The 14,689-nt window shown below is 55.8% G+C and carries 16 protein-coding genes; 11 read left to right on the top strand and 5 right to left on the bottom strand.

The genetic code is table 11. The features are described from left to right. Window positions 1–36: 36 nt before the first annotated feature. The 8 genes from BY454_RS08665 to BY454_RS08630 all read left to right on the top strand — a co-directional run bounded on the left by BY454_RS08665 (window position 37) and on the right by BY454_RS08630 (window position 7,333). The gene (locus BY454_RS08665; protein ID WP_104416217.1) at window positions 37–402 is read left to right on the top strand and encodes a GxxExxY protein; all 366 of its coding nucleotides are present in this window, start codon (window positions 37–39) and stop codon (window positions 400–402) included. Further along, window positions 399–659 carry a hypothetical protein gene (locus BY454_RS08660; RefSeq protein WP_258075604.1) on the top strand — a complete coding sequence of 87 codons (261 nt, stop codon included), beginning with the start codon at window positions 399–401 and terminating at the stop codon, window positions 657–659. Before BY454_RS08665 ends, BY454_RS08660 begins: the two co-directional genes overlap by 4 nt. Then, the gene (locus tag BY454_RS08655; RefSeq protein WP_104416216.1) at window positions 650–997 is read left to right on the top strand and encodes a type II toxin-antitoxin system PemK/MazF family toxin; all 348 of its coding nucleotides are present in this window, start codon (window positions 650–652) and stop codon (window positions 995–997) included. Before BY454_RS08660 ends, BY454_RS08655 begins: the two co-directional genes overlap by 10 nt. Window positions 998–1,108: 111 nt before the next feature. After that, window positions 1,109–2,275 (top strand): nucleotide sugar dehydrogenase, encoded by a 1,167-nt coding sequence (locus BY454_RS08650; RefSeq protein WP_104416215.1) that lies wholly within the window; start codon window positions 1,109–1,111, stop codon window positions 2,273–2,275. A 145-nt stretch (window positions 2,276–2,420) separates the two neighbouring features. Beyond that, complete coding sequence (pgm, locus tag BY454_RS08645) at window positions 2,421–3,992, top strand: phosphoglucomutase (alpha-D-glucose-1,6-bisphosphate-dependent) (RefSeq protein ID WP_104416214.1); 1,572 nt, start codon at window positions 2,421–2,423, stop codon at window positions 3,990–3,992. A 130-nt stretch (window positions 3,993–4,122) separates the two neighbouring features. Further along, window positions 4,123–4,872 carry a YdcF family protein gene (locus tag BY454_RS08640; protein WP_258075603.1) on the top strand — a complete coding sequence of 250 codons (750 nt, stop codon included), beginning with the start codon at window positions 4,123–4,125 and terminating at the stop codon, window positions 4,870–4,872. 32 nt (window positions 4,873–4,904) lie between these two features. Continuing rightward, window positions 4,905–6,836, top strand: a complete 1,932-nt coding sequence (locus BY454_RS08635) for a nucleoside-diphosphate sugar epimerase/dehydratase (protein ID WP_104416213.1) — start codon at window positions 4,905–4,907, stop codon at window positions 6,834–6,836. A 131-nt stretch (window positions 6,837–6,967) separates the two neighbouring features. Then, window positions 6,968–7,333, top strand: a complete 366-nt coding sequence (locus tag BY454_RS08630; RefSeq protein WP_104416212.1) for a histone-like nucleoid-structuring protein, MvaT/MvaU family — start codon at window positions 6,968–6,970, stop codon at window positions 7,331–7,333. Between the two features lie 41 nt (window positions 7,334–7,374). Here BY454_RS08630 and BY454_RS08625 read toward each other — a convergent pair whose 3' ends face one another. Together BY454_RS08625 and BY454_RS08620 are read right to left on the bottom strand one after the other, a co-directional pair. Then, window positions 7,375–8,343, bottom strand: a complete 969-nt coding sequence (locus BY454_RS08625; RefSeq protein ID WP_104416211.1) for a GGDEF domain-containing protein — start codon at window positions 8,341–8,343, stop codon at window positions 7,375–7,377. Between the two features lie 2 nt (window positions 8,344–8,345). After that, a complete protein-coding gene (locus BY454_RS08620; protein WP_104416210.1) occupies window positions 8,346–9,377 on the bottom strand; it encodes a response regulator in 1,032 nt (343 codons plus the stop codon). Between the two features lie 137 nt (window positions 9,378–9,514). Between BY454_RS08620 and sbcB the strand changes: the two genes are divergently transcribed. The 3 genes from sbcB (at window position 9,515) to BY454_RS08605 (ending at window position 11,718) form a co-directional block, all read left to right on the top strand. Beyond that, entirely contained in the window at window positions 9,515–10,969 is a 1,455-nt protein-coding gene (gene sbcB, locus BY454_RS08615; RefSeq protein ID WP_104416209.1) for an exodeoxyribonuclease I, read from the top strand. A 94-nt stretch (window positions 10,970–11,063) separates the two neighbouring features. Then, window positions 11,064–11,387, top strand: a complete 324-nt coding sequence (locus tag BY454_RS08610) for a nucleotidyltransferase family protein (protein WP_104416208.1) — start codon at window positions 11,064–11,066, stop codon at window positions 11,385–11,387. Further along, on the top strand, window positions 11,377–11,718 hold the full coding sequence (locus tag BY454_RS08605) for a HepT-like ribonuclease domain-containing protein (RefSeq protein ID WP_104416207.1): 342 nt from the start codon (window positions 11,377–11,379) through the stop codon (window positions 11,716–11,718). The genes BY454_RS08610 and BY454_RS08605 overlap by 11 nt, the downstream gene beginning before the upstream one ends. A 64-nt stretch (window positions 11,719–11,782) precedes the next feature. Here BY454_RS08605 and BY454_RS08600 read toward each other — a convergent pair whose 3' ends face one another. From BY454_RS08600 to BY454_RS08590, 3 genes are all read right to left on the bottom strand, one after another. After that, entirely contained in the window at window positions 11,783–13,786 is a 2,004-nt protein-coding gene (locus tag BY454_RS08600) for a hypothetical protein (protein ID WP_104416206.1), read from the bottom strand. Window positions 13,787–13,943: 157 nt separating this feature from the next. After that, window positions 13,944–14,330: a type II toxin-antitoxin system VapC family toxin gene (locus BY454_RS08595; RefSeq protein WP_104416205.1), complete on the bottom strand. Its 387-nt coding sequence runs from the start codon at window positions 14,328–14,330 to the stop codon at window positions 13,944–13,946. 1 nt (window position 14,331) lies between these two features. After that, window positions 14,332–14,571: a type II toxin-antitoxin system Phd/YefM family antitoxin gene (locus BY454_RS08590; protein ID WP_104416204.1), complete on the bottom strand. Its 240-nt coding sequence runs from the start codon at window positions 14,569–14,571 to the stop codon at window positions 14,332–14,334. Between the last annotated feature and the right edge of the window lie 118 nt (window positions 14,572–14,689).

Raw genomic sequence — 14,689 nt, 5'->3', positions numbered from 1 at the left:
TCGTGGCAAAAAATATCTTTAAAGCAGGGAGGCACGATGCTCAAGGAGAAAGAGCTTTGCTATCGCATCACCGGTTGTGTGTACGAGGTATATCGGCATCTGGGTGCTGGGTTTTTGGAGTCGGTTTACCAGAAGGCGCTGGTTCGGGAGCTGGAGCTTGCGGGGGTGGCGGTGCAGTGTGAGGTGCCTGTGGTTATTCACTACAAAGGCGAGTCCATTGCAGAGCACCGACTGGACGTGCTGGTGGAGGACTCCGTTATCATCGAACTCAAAGCCCAGCGAAAGATGCCATTGGCGGCGGAGGCTCAGTTGATCAACTACTTGAAGGCTACCGGCAAGGAGCTCGGGTTGTTGGTGAATTTTTCGTTTCCGAAGGCTGTGGTGAAGCGGGTGGTACGTTGACCGAATTTGCCTGTTATGATGCTGATAAAATCTTCCCGGTGGAGGAACGTATGTACGCAGTCGAATTTGAAGCTGATATTCGTGACGGTTTGGTTAAAATTCCTGAGCAGTACGCCCAGTTGAAAAATGCCCATGCGCGAATTGTGGTTCTGCTGGAGACGGAGAACCCGGACTCAGAGCTAAGGGCATTGTCTAACCATGCGGCAGGTAACATTGATGAATGGAAGGATCCAGAAGAGGACGAGGTATGGACGTAGAGCAAGGAGAGCTCGTGTTATGCGAATTTCATTTTTCTGATCTTGGTGCAAGTAAACGAAGACCCGTGATCGTTTTCCGCGACAATCTTCCCTTTGATGATTTTGTTGGTATTCCTGTAAGCAGCAAAACCAGCACCCTGCACAAAGATGAGTTTCTGCTTGAGCCAGAAGACATGTCTGAAGGAGCATTGCCCAAGCGTTCCAAAGTGATGGTTAGAAAAACGCTGGTCATTTCGAAGGCTGTAATCACCAAGAAGTACGGAAAGCTAACCTTGGGTCGCTTCCAGAAGCTACACTCTGATTTCTGTAAGTACTTCGACTGCTGTTCCAGCTCCTGACACGTATCCTTCCAAAAGAGTTTGTGAATATTCGCTGTGGTCGTGATGTTCGCCATTGAGTTTGTTGATGAATATTGTGGCTAAAAAAAGATCATGAATTGAGGTAACACCATGAAAATCGCCATTGCTGGCACCGGCTATGTGGGTCTGTCTAACGCCATGCTGTTGGCCCAGCACAACGAAGTGGTTGCGCTGGATATTGATCCGGAGAAAGTCGAGCTGCTGAATAATCGCAAGAGTCCGATTATTGATGCCGAAATCTCCGATTTTCTGGCCAATAAAGACCTGAACTTCGCCGCCACTCTGGACAAGGAGCAGGCGTATAAAGGTGCGGATTACGTGGTGATTGCCACGCCCACCGACTACGACCCGCAGACCAACTACTTCAACACCAAAACGGTGGAATCTGTCATCCAGGATGTAATGGCGATCAATCCCGGTGCGGTGATGGTGATTAAGTCCACGGTGCCGGTGGGGTATACCCGCGAGGTTTGTGAGCGGTTTGAGACTAACAACGTTCTATTCTCACCTGAGTTTTTGCGTGAAGGCAGTGCCTTGCGTGACAACTTATACCCGTCTCGAATAATCGTAGGTGAGCGATCTAAGCGCGCGGAGGTGTTTGCTGACCTGTTGACGCAAGGTGCGATCAAAAAAGATGCGCCAGTTTTGTTTACTGATAGTACTGAAGCTGAAGCGATTAAGCTGTTCTCCAATACCTACTTGGCTATGCGTGTTGCCTACTTTAATGAATTAGATACATACGCCATGCGGCATGGGCTGAATACGCAGCAGATCATCGACGGTGTTGGCCTGGACCCGCGCATTGGTGACCACTACAACAACCCGTCGTTTGGCTACGGCGGCTACTGCCTGCCGAAAGACACCAAGCAGTTGCTGGCCAACTACGAAGAAGTGCCCAACAACCTGATCAAGGCTATTGTGGATGCAAACCGCACCCGCAAGGACTTCATCGCCGATGACATCCTGGCCCGCAAGCCGCAGGTGGTGGGCGTGTATCGTCTGGTGATGAAATCTGGCTCTGACAACTTCCGGGCATCCGCCATTCAGGGCATTATGAAACGGATCAAGGCCAAGGGCATTGAAGTAATCGTTTACGAGCCTGAGCTGAAGGAAGACGATTTCTTCAACTCCCGGGTGGTTCGTGACCTCGATGCCTTCAAGAAAGAAGCGGATGTGATTGTGGCCAACCGCCGGAGTGAGAATCTGGCGGACGTGGAAGAGAAAGTTTATACCCGTGACCTGTTTGGCAGTGACTGAAGAAAGATAAAGAAATTGTTGCCACGGAATCCACGGAAGAACACGGAAAAAGCAAAAGATAAAGACAATTTAGTGGCTAAACAATCATTAATTCTTTTCCTTCCGTGTTCTTCCGTGGATTCCGTGGCTGAATATAAGGAATATCATGCCAGAAATTAACAAGATCCTCGCCGCCTACGCCGAGCGTACACCGAATCCGGATGAGCCTTCAGAGAAGGTGACTTTTGGCACCTCCGGCCACCGGGGCTGTTCGCTTAAGGGCAGTTTTAACCGATACCACATCCTGGCCATTACCCAGGCGGTGGTGGACTGGCGCCGGGAGCAGGGGATCACCGGACCGCTTTACGTTGGGAAAGATACCCACGCGCTGTCTGGCCCGGCGATGGATTCGGTGCTGGAGGTGCTTTCAGGCAATGATGTGCGGATGCGGGTGGACTCTGCCGGTGGTTATACACCGACGCCGCTGGTATCCCACGCGATTTTGCGCCACAACGGGGCCGGTTCTGGTGAGCTGGCGGACGGGCTGATTATTACGCCTTCCCACAATCCGCCGGAAGACGGTGGTATCAAGTACAACGGCCCGGATGGAGGGCCGGCAGGCACCGACGCGACTGGCTGGATAGAAGCCCGTGCCAATGAATTCCTGGCGACTGGCCTGGCGGGTGTTCGTACATCGCCACGTCGTATCGCCGTGGTGGAAGCGGAACGCTTCGATTATGTGGGCGAATACGTGCAGGCGCTGGGTGAGGTAGTGGACATGCCCGCTATTGCCGCCTCAGGCCTGAAGATTGGCGTGGACCCCATGGGCGGCTCCGCGCTGGCGGTATGGGAAGCGCTGGCTGAGTATTACGGCCTTCAGCTTGAGGTGGTAAACCGCACCCTGGACCCGGCCTTTGCGTTCATGCCGCCAGACCACGATGGCAAGATCCGTATGGATTGCTCCAGCACGGCGGCCATGGCCAATCTGCTGAAAATCCGCGACCGGTTTGACCTGGCTTTTGGTAATGATCCGGACGCCGATCGCCATGGTATTGTGGATGCGGCGGGGCTGATGAACCCGAATCATTACCTGGCCGTGTGCGTGGATTATCTGCTCAAACACCGTGAACAGTGGCCCGCGAGTTTGGCCATTGGCAAAACCCTGGTGTCGTCTTCGATGATTGACCGGGTGGTGGCGGCCAACGGCCGGGACTTGTACGAAGTGCCGGTGGGTTTCAAGTGGTTTGTTGAAGGGCTGCACCAGGGCCGGTTGGCTTTTGGCGGCGAAGAAAGCGCTGGTGCCAGCTTCCTGACCTTTGACGGCAAACCCTGGAGCACGGACAAGGACGGCATCATCCTTTGCCTGCTGGCGGCGGAGATCACCGCGAAAACCGGTAAGTTGCCAAGTGATTATTACCGTGAGCTCACCGAGCAGCACGGTGCGCCCCACTATCAGCGCAAGGACTTTCCCGCGACCGCCGAGCAAAAGCAGCGCCTGAAAGCTCTTAAGCCCGACGATGTGCCGTTCAGTGAGTTGGCTGGGGACCCGGTGTTGGGTGTGTTCACCGAAGCGCCGGGCAATGGGGCAGCCATCGGCGGCCTGAAAGTGACGACCAAAAATGGCTGGTTCGCCGCACGGCCCAGTGGTACAGAGGATCTTTGCAAGATATACGCGGAGAGCTTTGTGGGGCCGGAGCACCTGGAGCGGATTTTCGGGCAGGCTGAAGGGCTGCTTTAAGAGATTTATTAGCCACGGAATCCACGGAAGAACACGGAAAAATCAAAAGACAAAACACTCTTTGTATCTTTTCTTTTGGTGGTTCCTTCCGTGTTCTTCCGTGGATTCCGTGGCAAAAAAGAGTCTTTAGATGTTCATGATTTCTAAACTGGCCATTGCCGTTATTTCGCCCTTGGGCTCCGCGCTCCTGGGAGGCCTGCTGGCACTCATCGCGGGCTTTCTCGGCCTTCGTCGCCTTGCGATGGTGTTTGGCGTTTTGTCTTTGGCCTGGTTGTGGGTGTGGTCTTTGCCCGTTACCAGCTATGCAGTGCGCGGTTATCTGGAAAACCAGAACCCGCCCATGAGCGTGGAGGCCACCCCGGAGGCGGAAGCCATTGTGGTGCTGGGAGGGGGAACCTGGCCCATGCAGTATGGCCAGGCCTACCCAAACCTGGGCGCAGCTTCTGATCGGGAATGGCACGGCGCCCGCCTTTACGAGGCCGGCAAGGCGCCATTGCTGATTTTGACAGGGGGGCATGATCCTCGCTTCAGTGCCAATTCGTCGGCCGAGAGTATGCGCCGGTTTATGTCGGACCTGGGTGTGCCGGATTCGGCCATGGTGCTTGAAGAAGAGAGCCGTAATACCACCCAGAATGCGAAGTTTACGGCTGAGATTCTGGCAGAGTGGGGTATCAACCGGATATTGCTGGTTACTTCAGCCCTGCATATGCCGCGCTCTGTGGCTTTGTTTGAAGCGCAAGGGCTGGAGGTTATACCCGCCGCCACAGATCATGAAGTGCGTGGTGCTCCCTCCTGGCGCTTGTGGCTGCCTCATACCGATGCACTGGACGGCAGTAGCCGGGCGATCAAAGAGATAGTCGGCAAGCTCGTGGGGCGGTAAAAAATGCAGTTGTCTTTAAAGGACTGATTAGCATGTTCCAGAAGTTCCTGAATCTGCCGCGTCTGCATAAGCGCCTGATATCCGTTATGGCAGACGTGATCGCCCTGTCGTTTGCGCTGTGGGCGTCGTTTGCGTTGCGTCTGGATCAGTGGCCCTGGGTGCCGAACCTGGACACATTGCTGGTCTGTGGCCTGACGGTCGTCTTCACGGTGGCCTTGTTTGTTCGCCTTGGGCTGTACCGGGCGGTGGTGCGTTACCTGAGCGACAAGGCCTTCGGAACGGTGGTCCTGGGTGTGGCGTGTTCGGCCCTTGCGCTGATCTTTCTTGGGTTCTGGTTTGAGGTGGCGGTGCCTCGCTCCGTGCCGGTTATCTATGCGGCGCTGGCGTTCATTTTTGTGGCCGGCAGCCGCATGAGTATTCGCATGATTGTTTCGCGCCCGCGTCGTCACAACAAGGAACGTGTGATTATCGTTGGTGCCGGTGAAACCGGTCTGCAGCTGTGCCAGGCGTTGCAGCAGGGCACGGAATTTCATCCCGTGGCTTTCATCAGTTTCAACTCCGGCAACCACAAGGCCCTGATCAATGACTTGCCGGTGTATGACATTGACTACATCGAAACGGCGGTGGAGCTGCGCCGGGCCGAGCGTTTGCTGTTGGCGCTGGATGCCGACTCCGGGGTGGATCGCCGGCGCTTGCTCAGGCAACTGGAACCTCTCTCGGTGCCAGTGCAAACCGTACCCAGCATGTCGGAATTGGTGGCGGGCCAGAAGCGCATTAACGACATCCGGGATCTGGAAATTGAAGACCTTCTGGGGCGTGACCCGGTGCGGCCGGACAACGCCCAGGTGGCGGAAAGCCTTTATGGTAAGTCGGTGTTGGTTACCGGCGCGGGTGGTTCTATTGGGTCTGAGCTATGCCGGCAGATTCTTCAGCATCGCCCACGAGTGTTGGTTCTGTTCGAGCAATGCGAATTTTCGCTGTATAACATTGAGCGTGAGTTGCAGGCGATTAACGAGATTGAGTGCCTGGATGTGAAAATCCATGCCCTGCTGGGCAACGTGGCTCACCGTCGCCGCTGTGAGGCGGTGATGAAGGCGTTTGAGGTGAACACGGTCTATCACGCTGCTGCCTACAAGCACGTACCGCTGGTAGAGCACAACGTGATTGAAGGCGTTCAGAATAACGTGTTTGGTACGTGGCATGCGGCAGAGGCGGCCATCGCCTGCGGGGTGGAACGCTTTGTGTTGATCTCAACCGACAAGGCCGTCCGCCCCACCAACGTCATGGGCGCCAGTAAGCGCATGGCGGAACTGGTGCTGCAGGGGCTGGCCCAGCGGCAATCAGACACGGTGTTTTCCATGGTGCGTTTTGGCAATGTGCTGGGCTCATCCGGGTCTGTGGTGCCCCTGTTCCGTGACCAGATTCGCGACGGTGGCCCGGTAACCGTGACTCACCCGGATATTATCCGTTATTTCATGACCATCCCAGAAGCCAGCCAGTTGGTATTGCAGGCCGGCAGTATGGGGCAGGGCGGTGAAGTATTTGTGCTGGATATGGGTGAGCCGGTGAAGATTGTTGATCTGGCCCGTAAAATGATTCATTTGATGGGTCTGGATGAAAAAGATGAAAATAACCCGGATGGCGACATTGAGATTGTCTTTTCCGGTTTGCGCCCGGGTGAAAAACTGTATGAAGAGTTATTGATTGGTGATGACCCGCAAGGCACGGCGCATCCCCGTATTATGATGGCACGTGAGGTGTCTCTGCCCTGGCGTGAACTGGAAGCCTTTTTGGCTGAGTTCACCCAGGCGAGTCATAACTTTGACTGCGATGCGGTTGTTACACTTCTGAAAAAGGCCAAAACAGCTTATACGCCCAGCAGTGATATGGCGGATCTGGTTTGGTGCCATGGCGCTGATATCGATGTTTCGGATTCTTCGAAAGTGGTTCACCTGAATTCATAAATCAGAAGTGTGATCCTCATTTCAAATAAGTAAATAAATAACTTTGCTTGTTTTCAAATTGTTTATTATGATTGTTGGACGCAGGAAGCACTGATTATTTGTTATCAATTCGGAACAGAGGTTTAATTTACATGGCCAAGATCAACGATTACTACCAGAAAAAACAGTTGATGGAACAACTGGCGGAAGAACTGCAAAAGCTGGAGCAGGACCAGACCCTGAAAGCGGATCTGGATTTTGAAAATGAAGTTCGGGATTTGATGAAGAAATACGACAAATCCCCGAAAGATGTTTTGCAGATTCTGGCAGCGATTGATCCATCCGTTGCAGGCGCTAAAGCCGATGCATCAACTGGCACCCGTGCCAAGCGCCCAATGAAAACCTACAAGAACCCGCACACCGGCGAAGTGGTTAAAACCCGGGGCGGCAATCACAAGACTCTGAACGAGTGGCGTGAGAAGTGGGGTAAGGAAGCTGTACAGAGCTGGGCTGAATAAAGCCTACGCCATTCCCCTCTCTCATCATGGGAGAGGGGAAATTAGACTCCCCACCCATGATAAACCACCACCCGATTACGCCCACCTTCCTTCGCCTCGTATAACGCCTCATCGGCTCTCTGCAGCCACTGCATGTAGTTTTCCGGCTGCGAATCCAGTTCCGCAATGCCCACACTGATGGTGTACTGGATATCCGCGACGGTGGTTTTTACCACGCTGTTTTCAATGGCCATGCGTATGCGGTCGCAAATGATGGCAGCCCCATCTCCATCGGTTTCGGGCAGGATGAGACCAAACTCCTCACCCCCATAGCGGCCGGCGCTGTCGGTATGACGAATGGCGTCCTGGGTGGTTTGGGCGGCGTGACGGATGACCTCGTCGCCGGCCAGGTGGCCGTGGGTGTCGTTCACTTTCTTGAAGTGATCGATGTCGAACATCACCAGGCTGGTGGGGTTGCCATAGCGCCGGTATCGGCCGAATTCCACATCCACCAGGTTTTCCCAGGTGCCGCGGTTGAGCAGGCCGGTGAGGCGATCAGTCTTGCTGAGTTTCGCCAGCTGTTCGTTGGCCCGCTCCAGGGCACGTTTGCTACTGGCGAATTCGGTGACGTCATACACAAGCAGGCACACCTTATCCACTTGGCCGTTGGTATTGGTCAACGGGCTGATGGTCAGGTTCTGGAACATGTACTCTTCGGTGCCGGTGATCGGACGGGTGTTGCGGAACTTGAACAGGTACCGGCGCTGTTCCCAGGAGGTGAAGGCCCGGGTGTTCAGCATCACCACGGAATCCACTTTGCGCTTCAGCCAGGCTTCTGGGATGTCAGGGAAGGCATCAAACAAGACCTTTTCGCGGATCTGGCTGGCGGTGATGCCGCTGTGGTTTTCCATGAAACCGTTCCAGGCCTGCACGCGGAAATCAAGGTCCAGCACCACCAGGCCGACCTCAACGGATTCGAGCATGTCCACCAGCCAGTGGAAGGCGTCTGTGTCCGGGGTTGTCAACGTCATGGTTAATCCACCAGGTATTTGAGCTGTTTTTGCAGGAACGGGATCGATTCTTCGGTGAACAGAATCAGCATGTCGCAGTGGATATCCCGGTTTTCAATGGCGTAGCTGATCTCGATCGCCAGCAGCTGCTCTTCGCGCTTGCGATGGTGTTCCAGTAGCTCGCCAATGGGGCGATGTTGCCCAAGTACCGTGGGGTGCCCCAGGCCAAGCTTGATGTTCAACTGGTCGCTGATGCCGTTCAAAAAGGCGCCGAACAGAATGCTGGACATGTCCATCAGCACTTCCACATTGACTGACTCACCTTCGAGCACGTCGTAGTGGAGCAGTTCTGCCATTTCGCGGAAACTGGCGTCTTCGAACAGCAACAGCGCTTCACCGGCCAGCCCGGAGCCGGTGAAGCCCTGGCAGACGGCTGAATATTCCTGCTCACGCTCGGCGGCGGAGATGGCCATGCTCAATTCAGAGGTCGCAATAAAAGCCACGTTGGGGATGGGTTGTTTGACGAATACTTTGAGCAGGCGGGCCAGCAGGTCCGAGGAGCGGCCCATGGCGACGTTGGAGATTTCCTGCAGGTAGTCGTTCAGGCTGACGGAGATTTCCGGTTTGCGGGTCGTGTTGCCGCTATCCAGCCAGACGTCTTTCTGGGCGCTCTGCTCCAGCTCTCCGGGGCGGTAAAAGCCGTATTCCTCAAGCAGCTCGGCAACATGGGCGGTGTCGGTGGGTTTCTTGATGAAATCAATGGCCCCCAGTTTGCGCACGCGCTCGCGTGCTTCCGGCTGGATGTCACCTGAGACCACGATGGTGAGTACGGGTAGGTCTTCCTGCTGGATCGTCTGCAGCACCTGGTAGCCGTCGAGGCCCGGCATGTTTAGGTCCAGGAACAGGAGGTCCACGCCGCCCTGCCGAACCATCTTCAGTGCGTCCTCGCCGGTAGGGGCGAAAAGGATGTCGTCGGCCAGTCCCGGGGGCAGCGCACGGGCCATCTGTTTTCTGGCTAAGGAAGAGTCGTCGCAGATCAGTATGTTTGTTGTCATTGCGCCGGAGTTGTTAATTGGTAAAGTTTGGGAGTATAGCAGCCTAAAGATATGTCGGTAGTAGCGACATCAATGATTTGCAAAGTTTTACCGACCACCCCAGAATTCCGAAAAACGTTTGGCTGAGGAGTCTTCCCTTGATCCGCACATTTTATTGGCACGATTACGAAACCTTTGGTGTGGACCCGTTACACGACCGGCCTTCGCAGTTCGCAGGCGTGCGCACCGATGCGGATCTGAACGTGATCGAAGACCCTCTGGTGATTTATTGCAAGCCGGCGGACGATTACCTGCCCGCGCCCCAGGCCTGCCTGATTACTGGCATTACCCCGCAAAAGGCGCTGGAGGAGGGCTTTCCCGAGGCGGAGTTCATCGCCCAGATCAACGAAGCCTTCAGCCAACCTGGCACCTGCGCCGTGGGCTACAACAGCCTGCGTTTTGACGACGAGGTCACCCGCCACACGCTTTACCGCAACCTGCGTGACCCCTACGCCCGGGAATGGCAGAACGGTAATTCCCGCTGGGACATCATCGACATGGTACGCCTGACCTATGCCCTGCGCCCGGAAGGCATCAACTGGCCGCGCAAGGAGGATGGCAGCCCCAGTTTCAGGCTGGAGGAACTGACGGTGGCCAACGGCATCGCCCACGAGGCGGCCCACGATGCCATGTCGGATGTGCTGGCAACCATTGCCGTGGCGAAAATGATCAAGGAAAAGCAGCCAAAACTGTATGACTTTGTGCTGAACAACAAGGACAAGCACTCGGCCCGGCAGATGCTGGATGTGGCCGCGATGAAGCCGGTCTTCCACATCTCCGGCAAATACCCGGCCCGCCGTGGCAGCTGCGCACTGGTCGCCCCAGTGGCGGAACACCCCACCAACAAGAACGAGGTGCTGGTGTACGACTTGCGCGAAGACCCTGAAGAGCTGATCGCCGCCACACCTGAGCAGATACGTGAGCGGGTGTTTACTTCGCAGGCGGAGCTCGGGGAGGGCGTGTCACGTTTTCCGCTAAAGGGCATCCAGGTCAATAAGTGTCCGGTGCTGGCTCCGGCCAACATGCTCTCCACTCTCTCCAAGGAGAAGCTGGCGGAACTGGAGCTGGACGGTGAAGTGCTGCGCGCCAACCTGGCCAAACTGCGCGCTGCCGAGGGGCTGTCTGCCCGTATTGCCGAAGCGTTTGAGCAAGGCTTCGACGGCACAGACCTGACCGATCCGGACGAACAACTTTACGCTGGCGGCTTCATCAGCCGGGGTGACCGGGAAAAGCTGGATTGGCTGCTGAGCAAGCCGGTGGAAGAACTGGGCGAGGACGTGGAAACGGTGCGTTTCGAGGATGAACGCCTGCCGGAAATGATCTTCCGCTACCGCGCCCGGAATTATCCGCACACCCTCACCAGCGAGGAGCGGGAACGCTGGGAGCAGTTCCGCAGCCAGCGGCTGATGCAGCCGAAGAAAGGCTGGCGATCGCTGGAAGCCTACGGTCATGAGTTGCAGCGCCTTGCCGCCGATCCGTCACTGACGCCGGCGCATATGCAGGTTCTGGAGGAGCTGCATTTGTATGGGGAGTCGCTGATTCCTTATTTTTGATAGGGATGTTGGCCGTTCCGGCCGCCGCTTTCTTTATTGTTTTGGGGGCAAGGCTTAAACTCCAAGCATATCCCTGTAAGCAACTGGGTACAGTATGGCTACGTTAGATGCACTGAAAATGCTGCAAGAGAAGCAGGGTGACATTCGCCTGCTTTGTGAAAAGCACCGTGTTTTGTCGCTTGGTGTTTTTGGCTCTGCTGCGACAGGGCGCTTCAATGAATCCAGTGATCTGGATTTTCTGGTGGATTTTGATCCAGCACTAACGGCCACCGAGAAAGCTGGAGCGTTTTTTGGGTTAAAAGAAGACCTGGAATTAATGTTTTCACGCCCAGTGGATCTCGTCACCGTAGCTTCCCTGACCAACCCCTATTTCAGAGACTCTGTACTAGAAGAACGGCAGCCGTTGTATGCAGCGTGAGGCTCTGAAGTACGTTTACGATATTCTTGCAGCAGCTGAGAAAGTTCAGCGTTTTGTTGCGGGCAAAAGCGAAGACGATTATTTGACTGATGAGTTGCTACAGTCAGCTGTCGAGCGCCAGTTCGAAATTATTGGAGAGGCGATGGGCAAGCTACACAAGATTGCTCCGGAAGTGGCGGAAAGCTTTGCTGATTACAAAAAGATGATTGCTTTTCGTAATGTGCTTATCCATGGCTATGCGACTATTGATCCAGTGATTGTTTGGGGCGTGGTGGAAAGCAACCTGAGCGATGTAGTGGATCAAGCCCGGACAGGCTTGAAGGTGGATTAAGGCCCAATCTCCGCAAAAAAATGCCCCGGAAGATGTCCGGGGCATGGATTCCATAATCTATTTGTTATCTCCGGCGCTGGAAATACACGCTCAGATTCTGCCCCATCAAACTCTGCACCTCACTACCCAGCGCCTCGGCCTGAATCTGCCGCTGTACCGGCATGGTGGCCAGGCTGTGGCCATCCTCATCCCGGGCTTTGACCAGCTTCCAGTCCACTTCGTTGCTCACCATCGCCAGAAGGTTCTGAAGCTGGTCGCCATCCTGCGGGCGGAACCAGCGGTCGCGGCAGCCGCCAAGGCTGTAGAAGTCGTCTTCCTGGAGCAGTTCAGCCCAGACGCTATCCTGTTGCTCTGCCAGTACCATCCGGCGCAGCTGTCGCAGACTGGAGCGGGTGGGGCGAAGGTTGTGGTCCTTGATCAACTGGCGTACCTGTTTGTCACCGGCGGTTTGTTCTGCCATGCCGGTATGCATGTGTACCACTGCACCGGAAGCGGAGGCGCTTTCCACCAGGTTGGCCAGGGACAGGTCGGTCATGGCCTGTGAGGGCAGGCGGCCGACCTCGATCCAGTGCACGCGATGGCCGTCCAGCACGAAGCGCTGGGCGATGGACCAGGGCCAGAACACGATGTTGTCCATGTTCAGTTGCTGGGCCATGCGGGTGCCCTTGGCGACGTTGGCCAGGGATTCGTCCACGGCGATGATTTCCACGTCGTCCAGGTATTGCGCCAGTTCCATGGCGCGCTGGCCGGATTGGGCGCCACACACCATCAGGCGCAGGGTATCTGGCAGGTTGTCGGCGCTCAGGCCAAGCTCCTGCTTCATGACGGTTTTCAGGCTGGTTTCGGTGCGGTAAGCCAACTGGCTCCAGGCCGGCCAGGCCTGGGGTACGTCAGTTTTCGCCAAGCACAGTTCTTCGGCTTTTTCCTCGAAGTTCTGTTTGATGGCTTCTTCTTCAGCGCGGTTGTAATAGCTGGCGGCCATCATCGGCTGCATGCCCAGCGGCCAGTCCACTAGGTTCCACTGGCCGAGCTGAATGGCAAAGTCCTGGTGGAACAGGGCGCCGTACATGGCGCTGATCATCAGTGAACCCACCAGGGCTTCCTGGGGCTCGCCGATGGCGAACTGGGCCATGATGCTTTCGTTGATGGTGTTGGCGAGTTGTTCTTCGTCTTTTTCAGCGGTCAGGGCGTAACCGGTGCGCTCGGCGTACTCGCCAATGGCCAGGCACAGGGTCTGCAGTTCGTCGCGCAGGCTGGCAGTTTCGGCGACTTCGGCCATGATGGCGCGGCGCAGCAGGGCGACCAGCTGTTCCACGCCGGCGTTGGGCATCAGGGTTTTCTGCAGCGCCAGGATCAGCAGTTCGTCTTCGGCGGCGGCATCCAGGAAGATTTCGGCGTTCGGGTTGGCCAGGTCGTATTCCTGCTCAATGATGGCGCCAACAAACCGACCGATTTCCTGATGTGGCAGGCCATCTTTCTTCAGCAGTGCGATGGCGTCCTGCGCCAGTTCCTTGTCGGCCTTGTGCACCTGCAGGTGTTGGGCGCAGGTGAGCATGCCGGAATAGATGGAGTCCCATTCGGAGCCGGTTTGCAGCAGCTTGCGATAGTGCAGGTAAGCCACATCGAACTGGCCCTGTACCCGACGGGCGTGGGCGATGCCGCAGAAGGCGGCGGCGGATTGCCGGTCGCATTCCAGGGCGGCAAGGAAATACTCTTCCGCCAGGGCCGGGCGTTCGCTCTTCAGCGCCCAGTAGCCCAGGTTGCAGTACTGCTGCACCTGGCCGGGCTGGCTGTTCAGGCTGGCGTTAAAGAGGGTGTGGGCCTTTTCCAACTGGCCGTCGTCCATCTCCACGCGACCGAGCATGCCCAGGGCAGCAGCATTTTCCGCTTCCAGCTCCAGAGCGTTGGCCAGGTATTCGCGGCACTCCTGACGGGCCTGCAGGCGTTGGGCAAAGGGCAGCTGCGGGCTGTTGGATTCGCTGTAGGCCAGGTTGGCCTGCAGTACCAGACGTGCGACCTGCGCCTGTACGGAGCGTGGGAGTTGAACTTCCTGATGTTGTGCTTGCATGGAACACCTCGTTACCAGCCAAAATCGAATGCGGCAAAGGTCTGCAGTTTTTTGACGTTTTGCCGGGGTTTGGGAGAGTGGTTGCGAAAGGTGTGCCAGGTTTTGGCGTGGGAATATGTGAGGGGCAGGTTTGGCTCTTTACCGGCCGGTAAAGAGCCTAGAGTTTTTTGATTGGGCCAGGATACTTCGCGACTATGTCATCGGCGGTGAGAAGTAAGAAGCCCTCTGATTCAGCTTGGGCGACCAGGATTCGGTCAAATGGATCCTTGTGAATGTCAGGCAAATGGCTCACGGCCAGAGTGTGTTGAGATGATATTGGGAGCTCCAGATACCCGTTATCCAACAGACCGCGTCGTAGTAGGTGTGGGTCAACGTGAAAATCCGCGCGGCCCAGACCATTTTTGATAACCACTTCCCAGATACTTGCTGCGCTGAAGTACAGTGGGTTCACTGGATTTTCCAATAACTCTATAGCTTGCCCGGGAAGCTTTTGCGGCTCTGCGGCAGCCCAGAGCAGAATGTGGGTATCCAGAAGCAAATTCATGTTAGCTCCCGAACATCTCGGTGATCTCGTCCTCTCCCATGCGATCAAAATCGTCAGGAACCGTGAACTGACCAGCCATGAAGCCGATGCGCTTTTGTTGGCTCTCTTCCGGGCTGTCGATTGCCGTTACCCGGGCAACGGGCTTGCCTGCTTTGGCGATGATGAACGCCTCTCCCTTTGATGCTCGGGCAACCAACTGTGAGAGCCGGGTTTTGGCTTCGTGCATGTTGATGGATTCCATGGCCTCACCTCTGAATCTATTAGTTTAATCGGGTTAGTTTATAGTCCTTTCGTTTGGATGTGTAAAGCTGGAGGCGAGTGCGGATCTGACCAAAGCACTCCCTGCCGTTAGCTCAGCA

This window comes from Marinobacter persicus (assembly GCF_002934325.1).
Lineage (GTDB): Bacteria > Pseudomonadota > Gammaproteobacteria > Pseudomonadales > Oleiphilaceae > Marinobacter > Marinobacter persicus_A.
Note: the sequence above shows the minus strand (reverse complement) of the source record. Positions and strands in the feature narration are given on the sequence as shown.